This is a genomic window from Paenarthrobacter sp. Z7-10, assembly GCF_026932795.1.
In the GTDB taxonomy this organism is placed as follows: Bacteria; Actinomycetota; Actinomycetes; order Actinomycetales; family Micrococcaceae; genus Arthrobacter_M.
The window spans coordinates 1-16,360 of record NZ_JADPVH010000043.1 but is presented as its reverse complement, the minus strand read 5'-3'; the positions used below and the strand labels follow the sequence as shown (position 1 = coordinate 16,360).

Genomic DNA, 16,360 nt, shown 5'->3' with positions numbered 1-16,360 from the left:
TGAATCGGAGCCAAATGCGGGAGCTGGCTCCGCATGAGCAGATCAGCCAGCATTTTTGTAGTCAGGGCTGGTCAGGGGTCGCCAAACGGGGCGGCATCTCGATGGCGACCCTGCTGGAGCTGGTGAATCCGAAGCCGGAGGCGAAATGGGAGATTTTTTACTCATTCGCCGAAGACCCGGATGGGGGTCTTTACTACGATGCCCACGGGACAGCAGCGAAACTCATCTGCTGTCCCGACGGGCAGGATTAGTCCGCGGCCCCCGCGGGCGCGGGATTCTTGCCGGTGGGAAGATGCTGAGCCCACCAGCGCAGGATGTGCTCGAAGCGCTGCCTGCGGTGATGCGGCGTCCCCGAGCGGGACAGTTCGTGGTTCTCCCCCGGGAAGACCAGCAACTCCGTTTCCACCCCGCGCATCTTCAGGGCGGTGTAATAACGGTGTGCCTGCTCCAGCGGGCAGCGCAGGTCCTCTTCGGAATGAATCACGAGCGTGGGCGTGCTGACCTTGTCCACCTGCGCCATCGGATTTTGCGCCCGCACCGCTTCCGGCTCGGTACCGGTGTATTCATTGGAAAAGAACCAGCCGATATCCGAGGAGCCGATGAAACTGGGCGGGTCCAAATAGCCGCGTTCCACAATGGCAGCGGTGAAACGGTGGTCCTGGGAAATCGTCCAGGCGGTCAGATAGCCGCCGTAGGATCCGCCCATGATGCCCAGTTTGCCCGCATCCAGGCTGGGATCGGAGGCCAGCGCCCCGTCCAGGAACGCCAGCACGTCGTCCAGGTCAACCGTTCCCATCGCTTCCTTGATTGAACGCGCATGGTCGTAACCGTAGCCTGCGGCCCCACGCGGGTTGCACATCAGCACGGCATAGCCGGCCTCGGCATAAACCTGCGCCTCATCAAACAGCCCCCACCCGTACTGCGCGAAGGGGCCGCCGTGGATATTCAGCAGCACAGGATGGGGGCCGTCTCCTTCCGGCAGCAGCACCCAGCCGTGGACGGGATAACCGTCCGGAGCTGTGTGCGTGACCTCGCGGGCGCTGATCACCCCAGCGGCCGCGCGGAAATCTGCGGAGAAATCGGTCAGCGTCCGCAGCGCGCCGCCGGCCAGTACGGCCACATCACCGGCGCTGGAGGCGTCCGTGCAGGAAACCACGACGGTCTCACCCGCGGCCCCAGCCCCTGTCACCAGCCGGGGTCCATCCACCAGCACCTCAACATGCCCGGAGGCAGAAATCCGCACCAGGTTCATGGCCCCACGCGTCCGGTCCAAGGCCAGGACGCCGTCGTCGCCAATTCTTTCCAGCCGATCGCCCGTTTCTCTGAGGTCCATGGTGCGCTCGTCCGTGAGGCGGCGAGCGGCCAATGGGTCCTCCATTGGGGCAACGTAGACGCCGTAGTGCACGGCCACGAAGTCCTGCCGGTTAGTCCCAAGCTCACCCGCCAGGTAGAACAGCCATTTGCCGTCCGCGGAGTCCAAAGGCGCGCCGGCACTGAGCACCGGTCCCGTGAGATTGGACAGCTTCGTCAGGTTTCCTCCGTCGGTGCCGATCGACTAGACGTCGCTGACCAGGTCCCTGTCCGCTCCTGGGTGCAGCTCGGCCGAGAAGAGAATCCGGGTCCCGTCCCTGGTGAAACGTGGCGCCGAGTGGTCAGCATCGGCGGAGGTTAGCTGCCGGGCCTGCGGAACGATCGGGAAGTCCGCGTCCTTGGCCGTTCCCTCCGGGAGCTTCCTGGCGCGGCCCACGGGCGAAACCGCAGGTTCCGCGTCCACCGCCGGCACGTCCAGCAGGAAGAGCTGGGCCCGCTTGTCGGCGGTGTAGCCCAGCCCGTTCATCCGAAACTTGAGGCCGGTGATGTGCCGGGGATCCTCCGCACCAGCGGACACTCCCTCCAGCGTGCCGTAGCGGCCCTCCTCCGGCACCCGCGCGCTGAAGACAATCCGGTGCGAATCCGGGGACCAGTCGAAACTCCCCACGCCCAGCTTGCGGTCGGTGATCGTCAGTGGCTCGCCGCCGTCAGCATCGACTATGCACAGCTGCGCCGGTTTGCCCGGCTCTGACCGAAGAAACGCCAGGACTGAACCGTTGGGCGAGAACAGCGGTGCGGAGTCGTGGAAACCGCGGGTGATCCGGCGCGCCGGCATAGTCTGCTGCCCTTCCCCGGCCAATGGAATGTTCCAAAGCTGACCCACGTAGGCGTCGCCGTCGAAATCTGCGCGGGTGACGGAGACCACGGCTCGGAGACCATCGGGATGCACGGTTGGCGCGGACACGGACTTCAGCAGGGGCAAGTGTTCAATTTTCACAACTGTGAGCCTAGTCTCACTCTCGCTGGAGCGAAAATCTTGCGGAACCGGTCCCCCGGATCGACGCGCAGGCCTGGGCTGATGCGCTGGGCCGCTGCCCTGTCGCTGGGGGCGCTGCCCTGTCGCTGGGGGCGCCGCCCTGTCGCAGTGCGCCCGGGGCCCGATGTCCCCGTTGCACCCGATGCGGCAGCCCAAGTCTCCCCGCCGGTGCCCTGTCTGCCACCAGTGCGGGATGCATTTAGGCTGTCCATATGTATCCTTCTGCGATTGCGGCCCTGTTGTGTCCCGTCTGTGCAGAATCGTTCTGTGCAGAATCGTTCAGGACTCAGGGCCCGGAGCACTCCCCGGCGTCCGCAGGCACCGCAGCCGGCAGCCCGGCCCTGGTTTGTGCCTCCGGGCACACCTTCGACGTCGCCAAGCAGGGCTACGTCAACTTCCTTACCGGCGCCGGCACATCCTTCCTACCGGACACCGCCGGGATGGTCGCTGCGCGCGAGGAGTTTTTATCGACTGGTGCCTACCGGCCGTTGGCCGATGCGTTAGCAACGCTGGTGGCCAGCAAGGTCTCCGCCGGTGACCTCGTGCTCGACGCGGGAACGGGCACCGGCTACTACCTCTCGGCGATTCAACGTGCTGCGGACGTGACCTCGATCGGTTTGGACATCTCCAAGTTCGCTCTCCGGCGGGCGGCGAGAGCCAATCCGGAGACCGTAAACCTGGTGTGGGACGTCTGGCGGCCGCTTCCCATCGCGGCCAACGCTGTCCGCGCCGTCGTCGTCATCTTCGCCCCCCGCAATGCCGCAGAGTTCGCCCGCGTCCTCGGCCCCAACTCAGTGCTGCTGGTGGTCACTCCACTGCCGGGTCACCTGGCCGAAATCGCGGACGAAGCCGGACTGCTGGGAGTCCAGCCGGACAAACAGGAAGCGCTGGAGTCATCATTGGCGGAGTTCTTTACCCCCGTCAGCCACCAGAATGTGGAGTACTACCTGCTGCTCGGCCGGGAGGACGTGGCCAGGGCCGCAATGATGGGACCGGCGGGACATCATCTGGATCCGGAGGTGCTTCGGGCCCGGGTGGCCTTCCTTCCGGAACAGACAACGGTGGCTGCAAAGTTCCGAATCAGCGCGTTTTCCGCGCTCCCAGCGGCTCATCGGCAATAGCGGCATCTTTCGGGACCGCCTTGCCGCCGGGGGTGCGACCGTGCAGATCAACGTACAGCCATTTCAGCGTCAGTTGCGTCAATGGCCCGACGGCGGCCGCGAAGGCGACAGTGCCGATTCCGACCACGCCGCCGAGTAAGTAGCCGATAACCACCACGCTCAGTTCCAGGCCCGTCCGGATGGTCCAGACCGGCCACCCGGTCACCCGGACCAGTCCCGTCATCAGTCCGTCACGTGGTCCGGGGCCCAACCCCGCCCCGATGTAGAGCGCCGTGGCAAAGGCAAGCAGCACCAGTCCAGCGACAAAGAGGGACGCCTGCAGGGCCAAATTGGACGCCTGCGGTATCAGCGTCAGTCCCATGTCCGCGAAGATGCCGACCAGGACGGCGTTGGTCAAGGTTCCGAAGCCTGGCCACTGCCGCAAGGGAATCCAGAGCAGCAGCACGGCGCCGCTGATGATGATGGTGCACAAGCCAAAACTGAGTCCCACGCTCCGCGATAACCCCTGGCCAAAGACATCCCAGGGGGACGCCCCAATGTTTCCGCGGATCATCAGTGCGATGGCGATGCCGTACGCGGCAAGGCCGAGAAGGAGCCGAATCACCCGGGCAGGCAGATTTCGGGTGGTCAGCAGGGTCTTCACCGGTTGTCGTTTCCTCAATTAGAGATGTGGTTACCGGTCCCATCCTTCCATAATTGGCCTGACCAAGAAGTGCCACTTAGGATAAAGTGGCCTCATGACGCCATTGATTACCGCACGGAAGCTGGCTCGGGATTTGGGTGAGTGGCGCGCCGGAGCGCCGGCCTATCTGGATCTGGCCAACCGCATCCGGGTGCTGCTTCTCGACGGTCGGCTGGGCAGTGGCGCACGGCTTCCGGCCGAGCGTGAGCTCAGCCAGGCCTTAGGCGTCAGCCGGACCACCATTGCCGCTGCGTACTCCCAGTTGCGCGAGAACGGATATTTGAACAGTGTCCGCGGTTCCGGCAGCACCGTCGTCCTGCCGGGCGGGCGCCGTGGCAGCTCCGCGGCGGCCTCGGATGCGGCCCTGGACTTTACCAAGGCAACCTGCCCCGCGTATCCCGGCCTCGGCGCTGTGTACCGGCAGGCCGCGGAGCTGATGCCCGGCTATTTGGGGAACCACGGCTTCGACATGGTGGGACTGCCGGAGCTGCGTGAGGTCATCGCACAGAACTACAGCGACTCGGGGCTGTCCACCTCCCCCGACCAGATCATGGTCACCATCGGCGCGCAGCATGCCCTCAGCCTGCTGACTCAAACGCTGTACTCCCCCGGCGAACGGATCCTGGTGGAGCAACCCACCTATCCGCATGCCCTGGATACCTTCGCCGCCGCGGGAGCCCGAATGCTTGCCCTGCCGGTCACCGCGGAAGAGGGGTGGAACCTCGCCGAAGCCCAGCTGCTGATCCGCCGGGCTGCGCCCAGCCTGGCGTTCCTGATGCCGGACTTCCATAATCCCACCGGCCTGAGCATGACCGAGGACGAGCGCGCTCGGCTGGCCCGACTGGCCCAGCGGGAGGGCACCATCCTGGTGGCGGATGAGACCACGGCCGGCCTGGACATCGACCGCGGCCCGCTGCCCGCCCTGGCGTCCTACTCCTCCTCCGTGGTGACACTCGGATCACTCGGAAAACTGGTGTGGGGTGGCCTGCGGATCGGGTGGATCCGCGGATCCCGGGAGTTGCTGGCGAGGGTCCTGCGTGGCCGACCGGCGCTCGACCTGGGCACTCCACTCTTCGAGCAGCTGGTGGCAACGCTGCTGCTGCGTGAACCGGACCTGCTGACCACCAACAGAACCCGCGACCTCCGCCGCGGACGAGATCATCTTGCCGCTCTACTGCGCACCCGATTCCCGGACTGGAGCGTGGATCTGCCCAACGGCGGCATGACATTCTGGATCAACACCCGAACGCTTTCCACCTCTGCGCTGGCGCTGGCGGCAAGGGCCGAGGGCCTGGCCATCGTTCCGGGACCGCGGTTTGGCCTGGACGGCGCGTTCGAGCGATTCCTCCGCCTGCCCTTCAGCTATGGCAACGACGAGCTGAGCGCCGGCGTCGATATTCTGCGCTCTGCCGCCGACCGGGTAGGGGGCGTTCCGCTGCGGGTGCCGCTGCAGGCTGTGATCTAAGCGGCCGGACTGCGCACGTGGCCAAACCGTGACCTGATTCGATCCGGATACCGTCGCGCCCGATCCGCTCCACGGGGAGAATGGAGGGAGTAGGCTCAATCTACGCTGGAACGGCAAGGGGGCTGCAATGTTGACATGGGTGGTTCAGAACGGGTGGGCACTGTGGCTGCTCGTCTTCCTCGTCCTCGCGGTCATCGAGATGTTGACCCTGGATCTGTTCTTCATCATGATGTCCGCCGGTGCGCTGATTGCGATGGCTTCCTTCTTCGTGGGTGCACCGCTGTGGCTGCAGATCGTGATCTTCTGTGTCATTGCCCTGGCCATGATCGTTTTCGTGCGTCCCATCGCGTTGAACCATCTGCATAACGGTCCCCCTGAGCAGCGCACCAACGTGGACAGACTGATTGGACGCGGCGCCGTCGTGGTTGAACCCGTGACCGGAATGGCGGGGCTGGTGAAGATCGGCGGTGACACCTGGAGCGCCCGCACCCGCACCGGTGAGCTTCTGCCCACCGGCCAATCCGTGGAGGTGCTGGCGATCGAGGGAGCCACTGCGATCGTGGGCCTGTCCAAGCCGGTCCAGTCGCCGGGTTTCCCTGCCGCTGCGGGCCAATAGCCGCCGGCGGGCTGCGGAACCGCTGCGGTGCCTGCTCCCGCGGCCGCTACCGGTGGAGCACCCGCCCGCAAACCAGCCTTGTTCTGAAGTAATCGAAAGAGGGGAAACATGCCTAACAACGCAGGGACCGCGGCTCTGACCATCGTGCTGCTGGTCCTGATCATCTTTGTGGTGATCGTCCTGATCCGTGCCGTTCGAATCATTCCGCAGGCCCGCGCCGGAGTCGTCGAACGCCTGGGAAAGTACCAGCGGACGCTGAACCCTGGGCTGACCATCCTGATTCCCTTCGTGGACAGACTGCTGCCGCTGCTTGACCTGCGCGAGCAAGTCGTCTCCTTCCCTCCGCAGCCGGTCATTACCGAGGATAACCTCGTGGTTTCGATCGACACGGTGGTCTATTTCCAGGTCACCGATCCGCGGGCAGCGACCTACGAGATTGCCAATTACATCCAGGCCGTTGAGCAGCTGACGACGACGACGCTGCGTAACGTTGTCGGTGGCCTGAATTTGGAGGAGGCGCTGACCTCACGGGACCAGATCAATGGCCAGCTGCGCGGCGTCCTCGATGAGGCGACCGGGCGCTGGGGCATCCGCGTCAGCCGGGTTGAACTCAAGGCCATCGATCCGCCGCTGTCCATCCAGGACTCCATGGAGAAGCAGATGCGGGCCGAGCGGGACCGGCGTGCGGCCATCCTCACCGCCGAAGGAACCAAGCAGTCCGCCATCCTCACCGCCGAGGGCGAGCGTCAGTCCGCCATCCTGAAGGCCGAGGGTGACGCCAAGGCGGCCATCCTGCGGGCCGACGGCGAGTCACAGGCCATCCAGAAGGTCTTCGACGCCATTCATAAGGGCAACCCGACACCGAAGCTGCTGGCGTATCAGTATCTTCAGACGCTGCCAAAAATTGCCACCGGCTCCGCCAACAAGCTGTGGATCATCCCCAGCGAGGTGGGTGAAGCGCTCAAGGGCATCGGCAGCATGCTGGGCACGACGACTCCGGACGAACCGTTCGCCGCCGGTGCCGGCGCCGGTTCCGTGGAGATGACTGCAGCGGGTGCCGGAAGTCCGATGGCGTCGGGCGTGTCCAATGCGCCAAAAGCCGCCATCGCGGACCCATCCCCCGCGCACCCTTCGGCGTCCGGTGCGTCCGGTGCGTCCGGTGCGTCCGGTGCGACTGGTTCGACTGGTTCGACTGGTTCAACTGGCGCGACTGGGCCGGGAGTAGATCCGGAAAAGGGAGCCTGAGATTTCCACGGCAAGCTTGAGGACGCCATGAGTGGCGCAGCAGGAATGGCAGGAGGCGGCCGCGGTGGCCGCCTCCTCGCTTCCCCCGGCGATCTGACCACCCCGCCGATCCATCACCTCGGCCTCAGGATCTGGGGACTGCTTCGGCCCTACCGCCGCAAGCTGACCGGAACGGCGGTGCTGGTGGTGATCGGTGCCGGACTAAGCGTTGCGGTGCCGCTGCTGACGCAACGCGCCTTCGACGACGGCCTCTTTCCACCCCGGGGCGGCACCAATCTGGCCGTACTTGCCCAGCTGGTGGGGTTGATGGCGCTGGTCACCGTTGTCGCATCCGGGCTGAACGTCTGGCGCACCTACCTGACGACCAGCGTGGGCAACCACGTCATGGCCGATGTCCGCAGCCAATTGTTTTCCCATCTGCAGACAATGGAATTGGCCTTCTTCACCCGCACCAAAACGGGAGTTATTCAATCCCGCCTGGCCAACGACGTCGGCGGCGTGGCCGGCGTGCTGACCAATACCGTGCCGTCCATCCTGGCTAATACGGTCACCGTCCTCTCCGCGCTGGCGGCGATGCTGCTGCTCTCCTGGCAGCTGACCATCGTGGCCCTGATCCTGCTGCCGTTCCTGATCGTTCTCCAGGTTCGAATCGGCCGTGTGCGCCGGGAGATCGCCCGCAAAACGCAGGAGTCGCTCTCGGACATGACCGCCATCACCCAGGAGGCGCTGTCCGTGTCCGGAATCGTGCTCAGCAAAGTCTTCAACCAGGAGGACGCGGAGACCGCCCGCTACCGTTCTGCGAACCACCAGCAACTGCGGCTGCAGATCCGGCAGCAGATGACCGGCCAGCGCTTTTTTGGCGCCGTGCAGATCTTCATGAACATCACCCCGGCCATCGTCTCTCTATGCGCCGGTTGGCTGCTGACACAAAGCTGGCCCATCACGGCCGGCACGCTCGTCGCGTTCACCACCCTGCAGGCGCGGATCAGCATGCCCATCCTGTCCCTCATGCGGGTCTCCCTCGACGTGCAGACATCCCAGGCGCTGTTCGCCCGCATCTTTGAATACCTCGACTTGAAACCGGGGATCGTGGACCAGCCGGGCGCACGCACACTGGATCCATCGTCGGTGCGTGGCGCCCTGACCCTGGACGCCGTGTCCTTCAGCTACCTGCCGGGAAAGACCATCAGCGACGACGCCGGCTGGGCGCTGCGCGAAGTCAGCCTGAGCATCGCGCCCGGGGAATTCGCCGCCTTCGTGGGGCCCTCCGGAGCCGGGAAAACCACCCTTTCCTATCTCATCCCGCGGCTGTATGAAGCAACCTGCGGCACCATTCGACTGGATGGAACGGACATCCAGGAACTCACCTTGGCGTCCCTGCATCAATGCATCGGAATGGTTACCCAGGAAACGTACCTCTTTCACAGCACCATCGCGGAGAATCTGCGCTATGCCAAGGCGGACGCCAGCGACGAAGAACTAATCGCGGCGGCCAAGGTGGCCAACATCCACGAGCGGATCATGGAGTTCGATGACGGCTACCAAACCGTCGTCGGCGAACGTGGCTACCGGCTTTCCGGCGGTGAAAAGCAGCGCCTCGCCATCGCGCGGGTGGTGTTGAAGAATCCGCCCCTGTTGATTCTGGATGAGGCGACCAGCGCGCTGGACACCACCGGCGAAAGACTGGTGCAGAGCGCACTTGAGGCGGTCATGGCAGGACGGACCACCATAGCCATTGCTCACCGGCTCTCCACAATCGTTGCCGCGGACCGGATTTTCGTGCTGGAGAAGGGCCGCCTGACGGAGTCTGGAACGCACCAGGAACTGCTGGCAGCGTCGGGAACGTACGCCGAGTTGAACCTCCAGCAGGGCGCGGGCAACACCGGAGCGCGCGCGGTATAATAGTAGTTTGCCCCGCCCGCCCCGGAACAACGGAGCGCAGGCAAGCGTTAAAGTAAGTGGCATCGGAATCCTGATGCCGGTAGTTGGCGGTACAGCGGTTGCTTTCACTTCAGTTGCTTTTCCAGCAGCTGATGAGCGCAGCAGCTGAACTAAAAGCAGTTGAAACACAAAGATGTCCTCAGCGTCCGGTAAGCGTGGCACAGCGTCCAAGCGGTCCGGCAGTCCGGGGACTGGCTCCGTTATCTGTTGGCCTTCATCGGCCGTTAGAGCGTGGCGGCCCCGGGCAGCAAAATGTGCACCAAATTTAGGGAGTAATAATGAGCGATCGCAGCCTTCGGGGTATGCGTCTGGGTGCCCAGAGCATGGAAACTGAATCCGGCGTCGAACCGGCACCGCGGCAGCGCGTCGAATACCGCTGCGCGGATGGAGAACAGGTTTTTGTGACGTTCTCCTCCGAGGCCGAAATCCCCCCGGTCTGGGTTTCGAAGACCGGCAAGGAAGCACTCCTCGTCAACGGCGAGAAGCCGGTGGATTCCAACGAAAAGGCCGTGCGCACCCACTGGGACATGCTGCTGGAACGCCGCAGCCTGCCTGAGCTGGAGCAGATCCTCGCCGATCGGCTGAAAATCCTGCGCGAACGCCGTGGAGAACGCCGCAGCGCCTGAGTTAAATTCATAAGCGGTCCTGCCCCGCATAAACCGGTTTCGCGCCGTTTATGTGGGGCAGGATCATTTGTGTCCTTTTCGGGACTCAGCCGCGGCGGGTCAGCGCGCCGGCGAGCTTTTTCGCGCGCGCGGTGAGTCCCCAGCGCGTGACACTGATGATGGCTTCCTGGACAATGTTGCCGCTCATTTTGGAGGCACCGAGTTCACGCTCGACGAAAGTGATCGGTACCTCGACGATCTTCAGGCCCAGTTGGGCCACCCGCCAAAGCATGTCCACCTGAAAGCCGTAGCCCACCGAGTCCACCTTGTCCAGGTCCAGTGCTTCCAGTGTCGACCTGCGGAAAGCCCGGTAGCCACCGGTGATATCCCTGATCGGTACGCCGAGCAGGAGGCGGGAGTAAAAGCTGCCACCGCGGGAGAGCAGCTTGCGGCGCAGCGGCCAGTTGACCACCTTTCCGCCCGCTACCCAGCGTGAGCCCAGGACCAGGTCGGCCCCGGATTCAACCGCGGACAGCAACGTTCCCAGCTGTTCCGGCTGATGCGAACCGTCCGCGTCCATCTCCACAAGTACGTCGTATCCGGCGTTCAACCCCCACCGAAAACCGGCTATGTAGGCCGCACCCAGCCCTTCTTTGCCGGCCCGGTGCAGCACGTGGACGGCCGAGTCCCGGGCTGCGAACTCATCCGCCAGGGCCCCGGTACCGTCCGGGCTGTTGTCGTCTGCTATCAGCACGTCCGAGGCAGGCACGGCTTCCCGCAGCCGCCGCAGGGTGATGGGCAGCGATTCGATCTCGTTGTAGGTGGGAATGATGGTGAGCACGCGCACAGCAAAGTGCCTTTCCTGACAGGAGTTGGGCGAATCCTTGGGGTTTCCAGGGCGGCCCTTCCGGACCTCGGGCGCTGACTAAGGCTCGCGTCGGCACCAACAGCCCATTATACGGGCAGGAAAATGGGTAGGCCCACGCGCCTTCGGGCCAGTTGTGCTGCCACCGTCGCGGCGGCGGCACAACTGTTTTCTACTGACGCGTGAACCTACCCCTAGGAACCACTGCCGCCCTCACCGACGTCCTTCCACACTGGTGTAATCCGTGCAGTCAGGAAGGGTTCATTGCTGGCAATGGCCAGGCCAATCTGTGTATTCCAGAAGTACCCGTGAGCTAAAATCCTACGGCCTGTGGAGGAGGTGTCAACACGCCTTTGACCTGCGCTTATGAACGTTTCCGCAGGTCAGGAAAAGATGCCGGGGAGTAAAAAAGGTGGGGAAAGTTGGAAATGTCACGGCACGTCAGCGCTCAATGCGCCAAAGTCCGGGCTCCGGTACAGCTCGGCACCGCGGTGAATTGTCTGCAGGCACACGGGGTCGCTTCCGGTGTCCAAAGCCGGAAGCAGCGGGGTGCGCGCCCGCGGATCCGTACTCCACGACTGCACCCGCTGGTCCGCCACCTGGACCATCAGCTCCTCAACCTCCCAAACGGCAAAGCTGGCCGGAGCGCCGGGCACGAGTTGACCCATCAGGGGGTCACTGTCCCGCACCGCACGCCAGCCGGCCCGGGTGTGCCCCAGAAACGCGGCACGGGCGGAGATCCGCTGCGACGGCTCATGATGCTGCAGGCAGGCCCGCACGCTGGCCCAGGGCCGCAGTGGCGTGACCGGGGCATCGGAGCCGAAGCAAACCGGAACACCCGCTGCGAAGAAAGCCGCAATCGGATTCAGACTGCGCGCCCGCTCCGCACCCAGACGGGCCGCATAAAGCCCGTTGGAGCCGCCCCACAAGGCGTCAAAGGACGGTTGCAGCGAGACGGTGACGGCATGCCGTGCCAAAGCGGAAATGGCTGCCGCATCAGCCATCTCCGCATGTTCAAAGCGATGGCCCGCGGCCCGCACCTTATCGATGCCTACCCGCTCCGCGGCCCGGTGCAGCCCTTCCACCGCCACGTCCATGGCCCCGTCGCCAATCAGATGGAAGCCGGCCTGGAGCCCCAATTCGGACGCGGCCGCCAGATGATCAGCCACCTGCTCAACGGACAGGAACTGCGTGCCATGCTGGGCAGGGTCGTCATCGTATGGCTTCCGCAGCAGCGCGGTGTGCGAGCCGATGGAGCCGTCGATGTTCAGGTCACCCGCCAGGCCAAGCACCGGGGTTCCCAGTGCGTCCAGCACGGTGCGGGCCTCCTCGGCGGAGGTGACCGCCTGGCCCCAGTACGGCAGCACCTGTGGCAGTGCCGCGGCAGTGCCACTCCCAGCGGTCAGCTCGGCCAGCAGCGACAAGTCCTCCGCGGACCCAACCTGCGGGGCGCTCATTTCGACCAGGGCCACGTAACCGGCCGCCGCCGCCGCACTGAGGGCCCGCACTTGGCTGGAACGCCTGCTGGCCGAGCTGAGCGCACGCGAGGCCGCTCGGGCGGCCACATGAGCAGCGCGAACCACAGTTCCGGTACCCTGCCACCCATCGAGGGCGGCCAGTGCGCACCTCGCGGCGAGGCCGGCGGAAACAACCGCGGAATGGACGTCCACCCGTGCCAGATAGACTTCCCTGCCGCCGCCGGCCCGCTCAAGCTCCTCGGCAGTGGGGGCACGGCGCTCTGGCCAGTTGCTTTCGTCCCAGCCGTAGCCCAAGATCATTCCCGCCGGCTCCGACGCCAGCCTCTCCCCGGCCGGCCCATTCGCCGTCCCACCCCGGCCCGGTGCCGTGGCGGCGCTCTCCACCAGATCCAGCAGCTGTGTCAGCGAGCGGGCGCCGGTGAGGTCCAGGCTCTCCAGCGCCAGTCCGGTTTCGGTGACGTGTACATGCGAATCGACGAATCCGGGCGTAATCAGGGCGCCCTGCAGATCCACCAGCCGCATCCGGCTGTCCGCCAGCGAGGTCGCGGCGTGTTCGGAACCAACCCACGCCACGGTGTCACCGTCCACCAGCATGGCCGTGGCCAACGGATCGGCAGCACTGTAGACGGAACCATTGCGGTAAAGGGTCAAAGACATGCGGGGAAAATCCTTCCGGTCAACGTTCAAGTCAGGGCTTCCGGTCAAGGCCGGTCCAACCAGTGGAATGAGCGGCTACTCGGTGACGGCCGAATAGGCCACCACGCCCCGGCGCACGGCCTCGATGGCCTGCACGCAGAGCCGGCTGAAGCTGCCGTCCAGCTCGGGTACCTTCGCCAGCTGGTCAAGCAGGTCAATGACCTGCTTGGCCCAGCGAACAAAATCTCCCGCCGCCAGCTCGGTTCCGTCCAGCACCTGGGCCAGCGAACGGCCGCGGGCCCATTTGTACATTGGCCACATCAGCCCCAGTTCCGGCTCACCGGTGAGCGGCAGCTTGTGCTGCTCCTCGACGTCTTCCAGCACCGACCACTGCCGGATAACCGTATCGACGGCACTTTCCAGCGAGATGCTGGGCATTCGGGGACGCAGGCCGCGTTCCTCGCGTTTGGCGTGATACACCAGCGTGGACGCGGCGGTGGCCAGTTCGGCGGCGTCCAAACCCTCGAAAGCGCCCTCGCGCAGGCACAACGAGATTAACAGGTCCTTTTCGCCGTAGATCCGACGCAGCCGTTGACCGTCCGCGCTGGGACGCAATCCGCCGTCGTCGGCCCCCTCGAGGTAGCCGTAACCGGCCAACACCTCGCAGACCCGGTCAAAGGTCTTGGCGATCGTGTTCGTCCGGCCTTGGATCTGCGCGATAAGTCCGTCCGTTTCCCGGCGCAGCTTCGCCCAGCGCTCCGACCAACGGAGGTGATTTTCCCGGTCGCTGCAGCCATGGCACGGGTGTCCGCGCAGCCTGCGGCGCAGTTCGGTTATTTTGCGCTCCTGCCGGGACCCGGCGTCGTTGAGTACGAATTCGTGCGCCCGGCCCGCCGCAGATCGGGCACCAGGCATCCCGCCACGGGAAGTGGCGCCGTGGCCATCAAGAGCGTTGCCCAGCGCCGAGCTGAGGTCGCGCCGGTCCTTGGCCAGCTTGACGTTGAACTGTTTCGGTATCCGAATCCGCAGCAGCGGGGTGATCGGACCGTCCAGGTCGTGCACGCTGAGTCGTCGGATCTGCTTTTCCAGCGTCAGGATGGTCGGGCGGGGCTCCCGGGCGGCGGAATCGGCGGCGACGACGACGGCGAACCCGGGGGTTCGGCCGCCGGGCACGTCGATCACGTCACCGGGATACAGCCGCTCCAGTGAATCCTCCAGCGACGAGCGGCGGATCCGGGTCGTCTGCCGGGCCGCGGTTTCCTCCAGCTCGGCGAGTTCTCGCCGCAGGGCGGCGTAGTCACCGAAATCCCCCAAGTGGCAGCGCATGGAGTCCGCATAACCGGCCAAAGACTCCTCCCGGGACCGCACCTGGCGGGCCAGGCCCACTACCGACCGGTCCGCTTGGAACTGGGCGAAGGAGGATTCCAGGATTTCCCGCGCCCGCGGCCGGCCAAACTGGGCCAGCAGGTTAATGCTCATGTTATAGGTGGGCCGGAAGCTGGAGTTCAGCGGATAGGTCCGTCGGGAGGCGAGGCCCGCCACCGCCGCCGGGGCGGTGCCGGGCTGCCACAGGACCACCGCGTGCCCTTCCACGTCGATGCCGCGCCGCCCCGCACGTCCGGTGAGCTGGGTGTACTCCCCGGCGGTGATGTCCACGTGCGCTTCGCCGTTGAATTTGTCCAGCTTTTCCAGCACCACCGACCGGGCCGGCATGTTGACACCCAAAGCCAGCGTTTCGGTCGCAAAAACCGCACGGATCAACCCATCGGCGAACAGGGCCTCGACAACCTCCTTGAACGTCGGCAGCATGCCTGCGTGGTGGGCGGCGACTCCGCGGACCAACCCGTCCCGCCAGCCCCAGTAGCCCAACACCTCCAGATCGTCGGCGGGCACATCCTGGCTTGCCTCGTCGACCCGGCGGGCAATCTCGCGCTGCTCGGCCTCCGTAGTGAGCCAAAGGCCGGAGTCAACGCACTGCTTTACGGCGGCCTCGCAGCCGGCTCGGGAGAAGATAAAGGTGATGGCGGGCAGCAGATCCTGGCCAGCCAGCGCCGTAATGACCTGCGGACGGCTGGCCTTGCGGATAGCCGGAGGCTGCACCGCGCCGTTTGCGGTGCCGTTGCCTGCCGAGCCGCGGTTGCGCATCCGGCGGCCGGCCCGTCCGGCGTGAACGTAGCGGTTGCCGAAGGGATTGGCGCTTTCGGAGCGCGAGAGTCGAAGCAGGTCAGGATTGACCTCAAAGGGATCCCCGCCCGCGCTGGGCTCCGCCGCCTGGGGAGCAAATTCATCAAAAGGCTTCTGGGTGGCGAAAAGGTCAACGATCTCGCGACCCACCATCACGTGCTGCCACAGCGGCACGGGACGGTGTTCGGAGACTATGACGTCGGTATCTCCCCGGACAGTGTCCAGCCAGGCGCCGAATTCCTCGGCGTTGGAGACGGTGGCGCTCAGGGAAGCGAGCTGCACCTCGCTGGGAAGGTGAATGATGACCTCCTCCCAGACTGCACCCCGGAAACGGTCGGCCAGGTAGTGCACCTCGTCCATCACCACGTACCCCAAGTCGTCAAGCGCCTCGGAACCGGCGTAAAGCATGTTACGCAGCACCTCAGTTGTCATGACCACCACCGGCGCATCGGCGTTGATATTAGTATCCCCGGTCAGCAGTCCGACATTGCCGGCACCGTACTTGCGCGCGAGTTCGCTGTATTTCTGGTTGCTCAGGGCCTTGATCGGTGTCGTATAAAACGCCTTTAAACCCCGCTCCAAGGCAAGGTATATGGCGAACTCGCCCACGATGGTTTTCCCCGCACCGGTGGGGGCAGCCACCAGGACTCCGCGGCCGGCTTCCAGAGACGAGCAAGCCTGCTGCTGGAAGGAATCGAGCTCGAAACCGAAGGTCTGCTTAAAGGCCCCCAGCCGGGTCCGGGACTCGGCGAGCCGTGCCTGCGCGGCACGGTAGCGCTCGGCTGGCGACAATGAGGGGGTGGCCGGCGGGGACATACTCCTAGCCTACGGTAGCTAGAGCTGCTCCAGCTCCGTCAGGGACGTGCCACGGTCCGCGGTGGCTTCGGTCTCGTGCGTCAGTTTGGCACTCCGGCGATCCCGTCGCTTGTCGTTGAGGATGCACAACCCGATGGCCCCAAAGTAGAGGATCAGCAGCGGCGCGCCCAGGAAAAACATGGAATACACGTCGCTGCCGGGCGCGGCCATAGCCGAGACGACCGTCACGGCAAGGATAGTGATCCGCCAAGCCTTCAGATAGGTCCTGCCGCGAACGATGCCGGCCATATTGACCGCCACCAGCACCACCGGCACCAGGAATGCGATGCCCATAAACAGCAGCAGCTGCATGACGAAGG

At 65.0% G+C, this 16,360-nt stretch carries 14 protein-coding genes; 7 read left to right on the top strand and 7 right to left on the bottom strand.

The features are described from left to right. Window positions 1–14: 14 nt before the first annotated feature. Window positions 15–251 (top strand): hypothetical protein, encoded by a 237-nt coding sequence (locus tag IV498_RS18940; protein ID WP_330059600.1) that lies wholly within the window; start codon window positions 15–17, stop codon window positions 249–251. Here IV498_RS18940 and IV498_RS18935 read toward each other — a convergent pair. Continuing rightward, window positions 248–1,501 carry an alpha/beta hydrolase family protein gene (locus IV498_RS18935; RefSeq protein WP_330059598.1) on the bottom strand — a complete coding sequence of 418 codons (1,254 nt, stop codon included), beginning with the start codon at window positions 1,499–1,501 and terminating at the stop codon, window positions 248–250. The genes IV498_RS18940 and IV498_RS18935 overlap by 4 nt on opposite strands. Window positions 1,502–1,555: 54 nt before the next feature. Further along, entirely contained in the window at window positions 1,556–2,308 is a 753-nt protein-coding gene (locus tag IV498_RS18930; RefSeq protein WP_330059596.1) for a TolB family protein, read from the bottom strand. 251 nt (window positions 2,309–2,559) lie between these two features. Between IV498_RS18930 and IV498_RS13100 the strand changes: the two genes are divergently transcribed. After that, window positions 2,560–3,468, top strand: a complete 909-nt coding sequence (locus tag IV498_RS13100; protein ID WP_269047262.1) for a putative RNA methyltransferase — start codon at window positions 2,560–2,562, stop codon at window positions 3,466–3,468. On the opposite strand, the gene yczE is transcribed toward IV498_RS13100, so the two are convergent. Further along, on the bottom strand, window positions 3,428–4,111 hold the full coding sequence (yczE, locus tag IV498_RS13095; protein ID WP_269047260.1) for a membrane protein YczE: 684 nt from the start codon (window positions 4,109–4,111) through the stop codon (window positions 3,428–3,430). The two genes, IV498_RS13100 and yczE, sit on opposite strands and share 41 nt — an antisense overlap. Window positions 4,112–4,205: 94 nt before the next feature. On the opposite strand from yczE, the gene yczR reads away from it, so the two are divergent. The 5 genes from yczR to IV498_RS13070 all read left to right on the top strand — a co-directional run bounded on the left by yczR (window position 4,206) and on the right by IV498_RS13070 (window position 10,043). Next, window positions 4,206–5,615 (top strand): MocR-like transcription factor YczR, encoded by a 1,410-nt coding sequence (gene yczR, locus IV498_RS13090; protein ID WP_269047258.1) that lies wholly within the window; start codon window positions 4,206–4,208, stop codon window positions 5,613–5,615. Window positions 5,616–5,742: 127 nt separating this feature from the next. Continuing rightward, the gene (locus tag IV498_RS13085; RefSeq protein WP_269047257.1) at window positions 5,743–6,231 is read left to right on the top strand and encodes an NfeD family protein; all 489 of its coding nucleotides are present in this window, start codon (window positions 5,743–5,745) and stop codon (window positions 6,229–6,231) included. A 108-nt stretch (window positions 6,232–6,339) separates the two neighbouring features. Beyond that, window positions 6,340–7,476: an SPFH domain-containing protein gene (locus IV498_RS13080; protein WP_269047255.1), complete on the top strand. Its 1,137-nt coding sequence runs from the start codon at window positions 6,340–6,342 to the stop codon at window positions 7,474–7,476. Window positions 7,477–7,503: 27 nt separating this feature from the next. After that, complete coding sequence (locus tag IV498_RS13075) at window positions 7,504–9,378, top strand: ABC transporter ATP-binding protein (protein ID WP_269047253.1); 1,875 nt, start codon at window positions 7,504–7,506, stop codon at window positions 9,376–9,378. Window positions 9,379–9,695: 317 nt separating this feature from the next. Beyond that, window positions 9,696–10,043, top strand: coding sequence for an RNA polymerase-binding protein RbpA (locus IV498_RS13070; protein ID WP_269047251.1), 348 nt, complete (start codon window positions 9,696–9,698; stop codon window positions 10,041–10,043). An 85-nt stretch (window positions 10,044–10,128) separates the two neighbouring features. Here IV498_RS13070 and IV498_RS13065 read toward each other — a convergent pair whose 3' ends face one another. The 4 genes from IV498_RS13065 to IV498_RS13050 form a co-directional block, all read right to left on the bottom strand. Then, window positions 10,129–10,869: a polyprenol monophosphomannose synthase gene (locus IV498_RS13065; protein ID WP_269047249.1), complete on the bottom strand. Its 741-nt coding sequence runs from the start codon at window positions 10,867–10,869 to the stop codon at window positions 10,129–10,131. 449 nt (window positions 10,870–11,318) lie between these two features. After that, on the bottom strand, window positions 11,319–13,022 hold the full coding sequence (locus tag IV498_RS13060; RefSeq protein ID WP_269047247.1) for an amidohydrolase: 1,704 nt from the start codon (window positions 13,020–13,022) through the stop codon (window positions 11,319–11,321). Window positions 13,023–13,097: 75 nt separating this feature from the next. Then, the gene (locus IV498_RS13055) at window positions 13,098–16,001 is read right to left on the bottom strand and encodes a DEAD/DEAH box helicase (protein WP_269047245.1); all 2,904 of its coding nucleotides are present in this window, start codon (window positions 15,999–16,001) and stop codon (window positions 13,098–13,100) included. A gap of 18 nt (window positions 16,002–16,019) precedes the next feature. After that, a partial coding sequence (locus IV498_RS13050; protein WP_269047243.1) for a twin-arginine translocase subunit TatC occupies window positions 16,020–16,360 on the bottom strand: 341 nt, incomplete at its 5' end.

Bases quoted from the DNA above. Each gene is read 5' to 3' on its own strand.
- IV498_RS18940 (WP_330059600.1), top strand. From the start codon at position 15: ATGCGGGAGCTGGCTCCGCATGAGCAGATCAGCCAGCATTTTTGTAGT.
- IV498_RS13100 (WP_269047262.1), top strand. From the start codon at position 2,560: ATGTATCCTTCTGCGATTGCGGCCCTGTTGTGTCCCGTCTGTGCAGAA.
- yczR (WP_269047258.1), top strand. From the start codon at position 4,206: ATGACGCCATTGATTACCGCACGGAAGCTGGCTCGGGATTTGGGTGAG.
- IV498_RS13085 (WP_269047257.1), top strand. From the start codon at position 5,743: ATGTTGACATGGGTGGTTCAGAACGGGTGGGCACTGTGGCTGCTCGTC.
- IV498_RS13080 (WP_269047255.1), top strand. From the start codon at position 6,340: ATGCCTAACAACGCAGGGACCGCGGCTCTGACCATCGTGCTGCTGGTC.
- IV498_RS13075 (WP_269047253.1), top strand. From the start codon at position 7,504: ATGAGTGGCGCAGCAGGAATGGCAGGAGGCGGCCGCGGTGGCCGCCTC.
- IV498_RS13070 (WP_269047251.1), top strand. From the start codon at position 9,696: ATGAGCGATCGCAGCCTTCGGGGTATGCGTCTGGGTGCCCAGAGCATG.
- IV498_RS13060 (WP_269047247.1), bottom strand. From the start codon at position 13,022: ATGTCTTTGACCCTTTACCGCAATGGTTCCGTCTACAGTGCTGCCGAT.
- IV498_RS13055 (WP_269047245.1), bottom strand. From the start codon at position 16,001: ATGTCCCCGCCGGCCACCCCCTCATTGTCGCCAGCCGAGCGCTACCGT.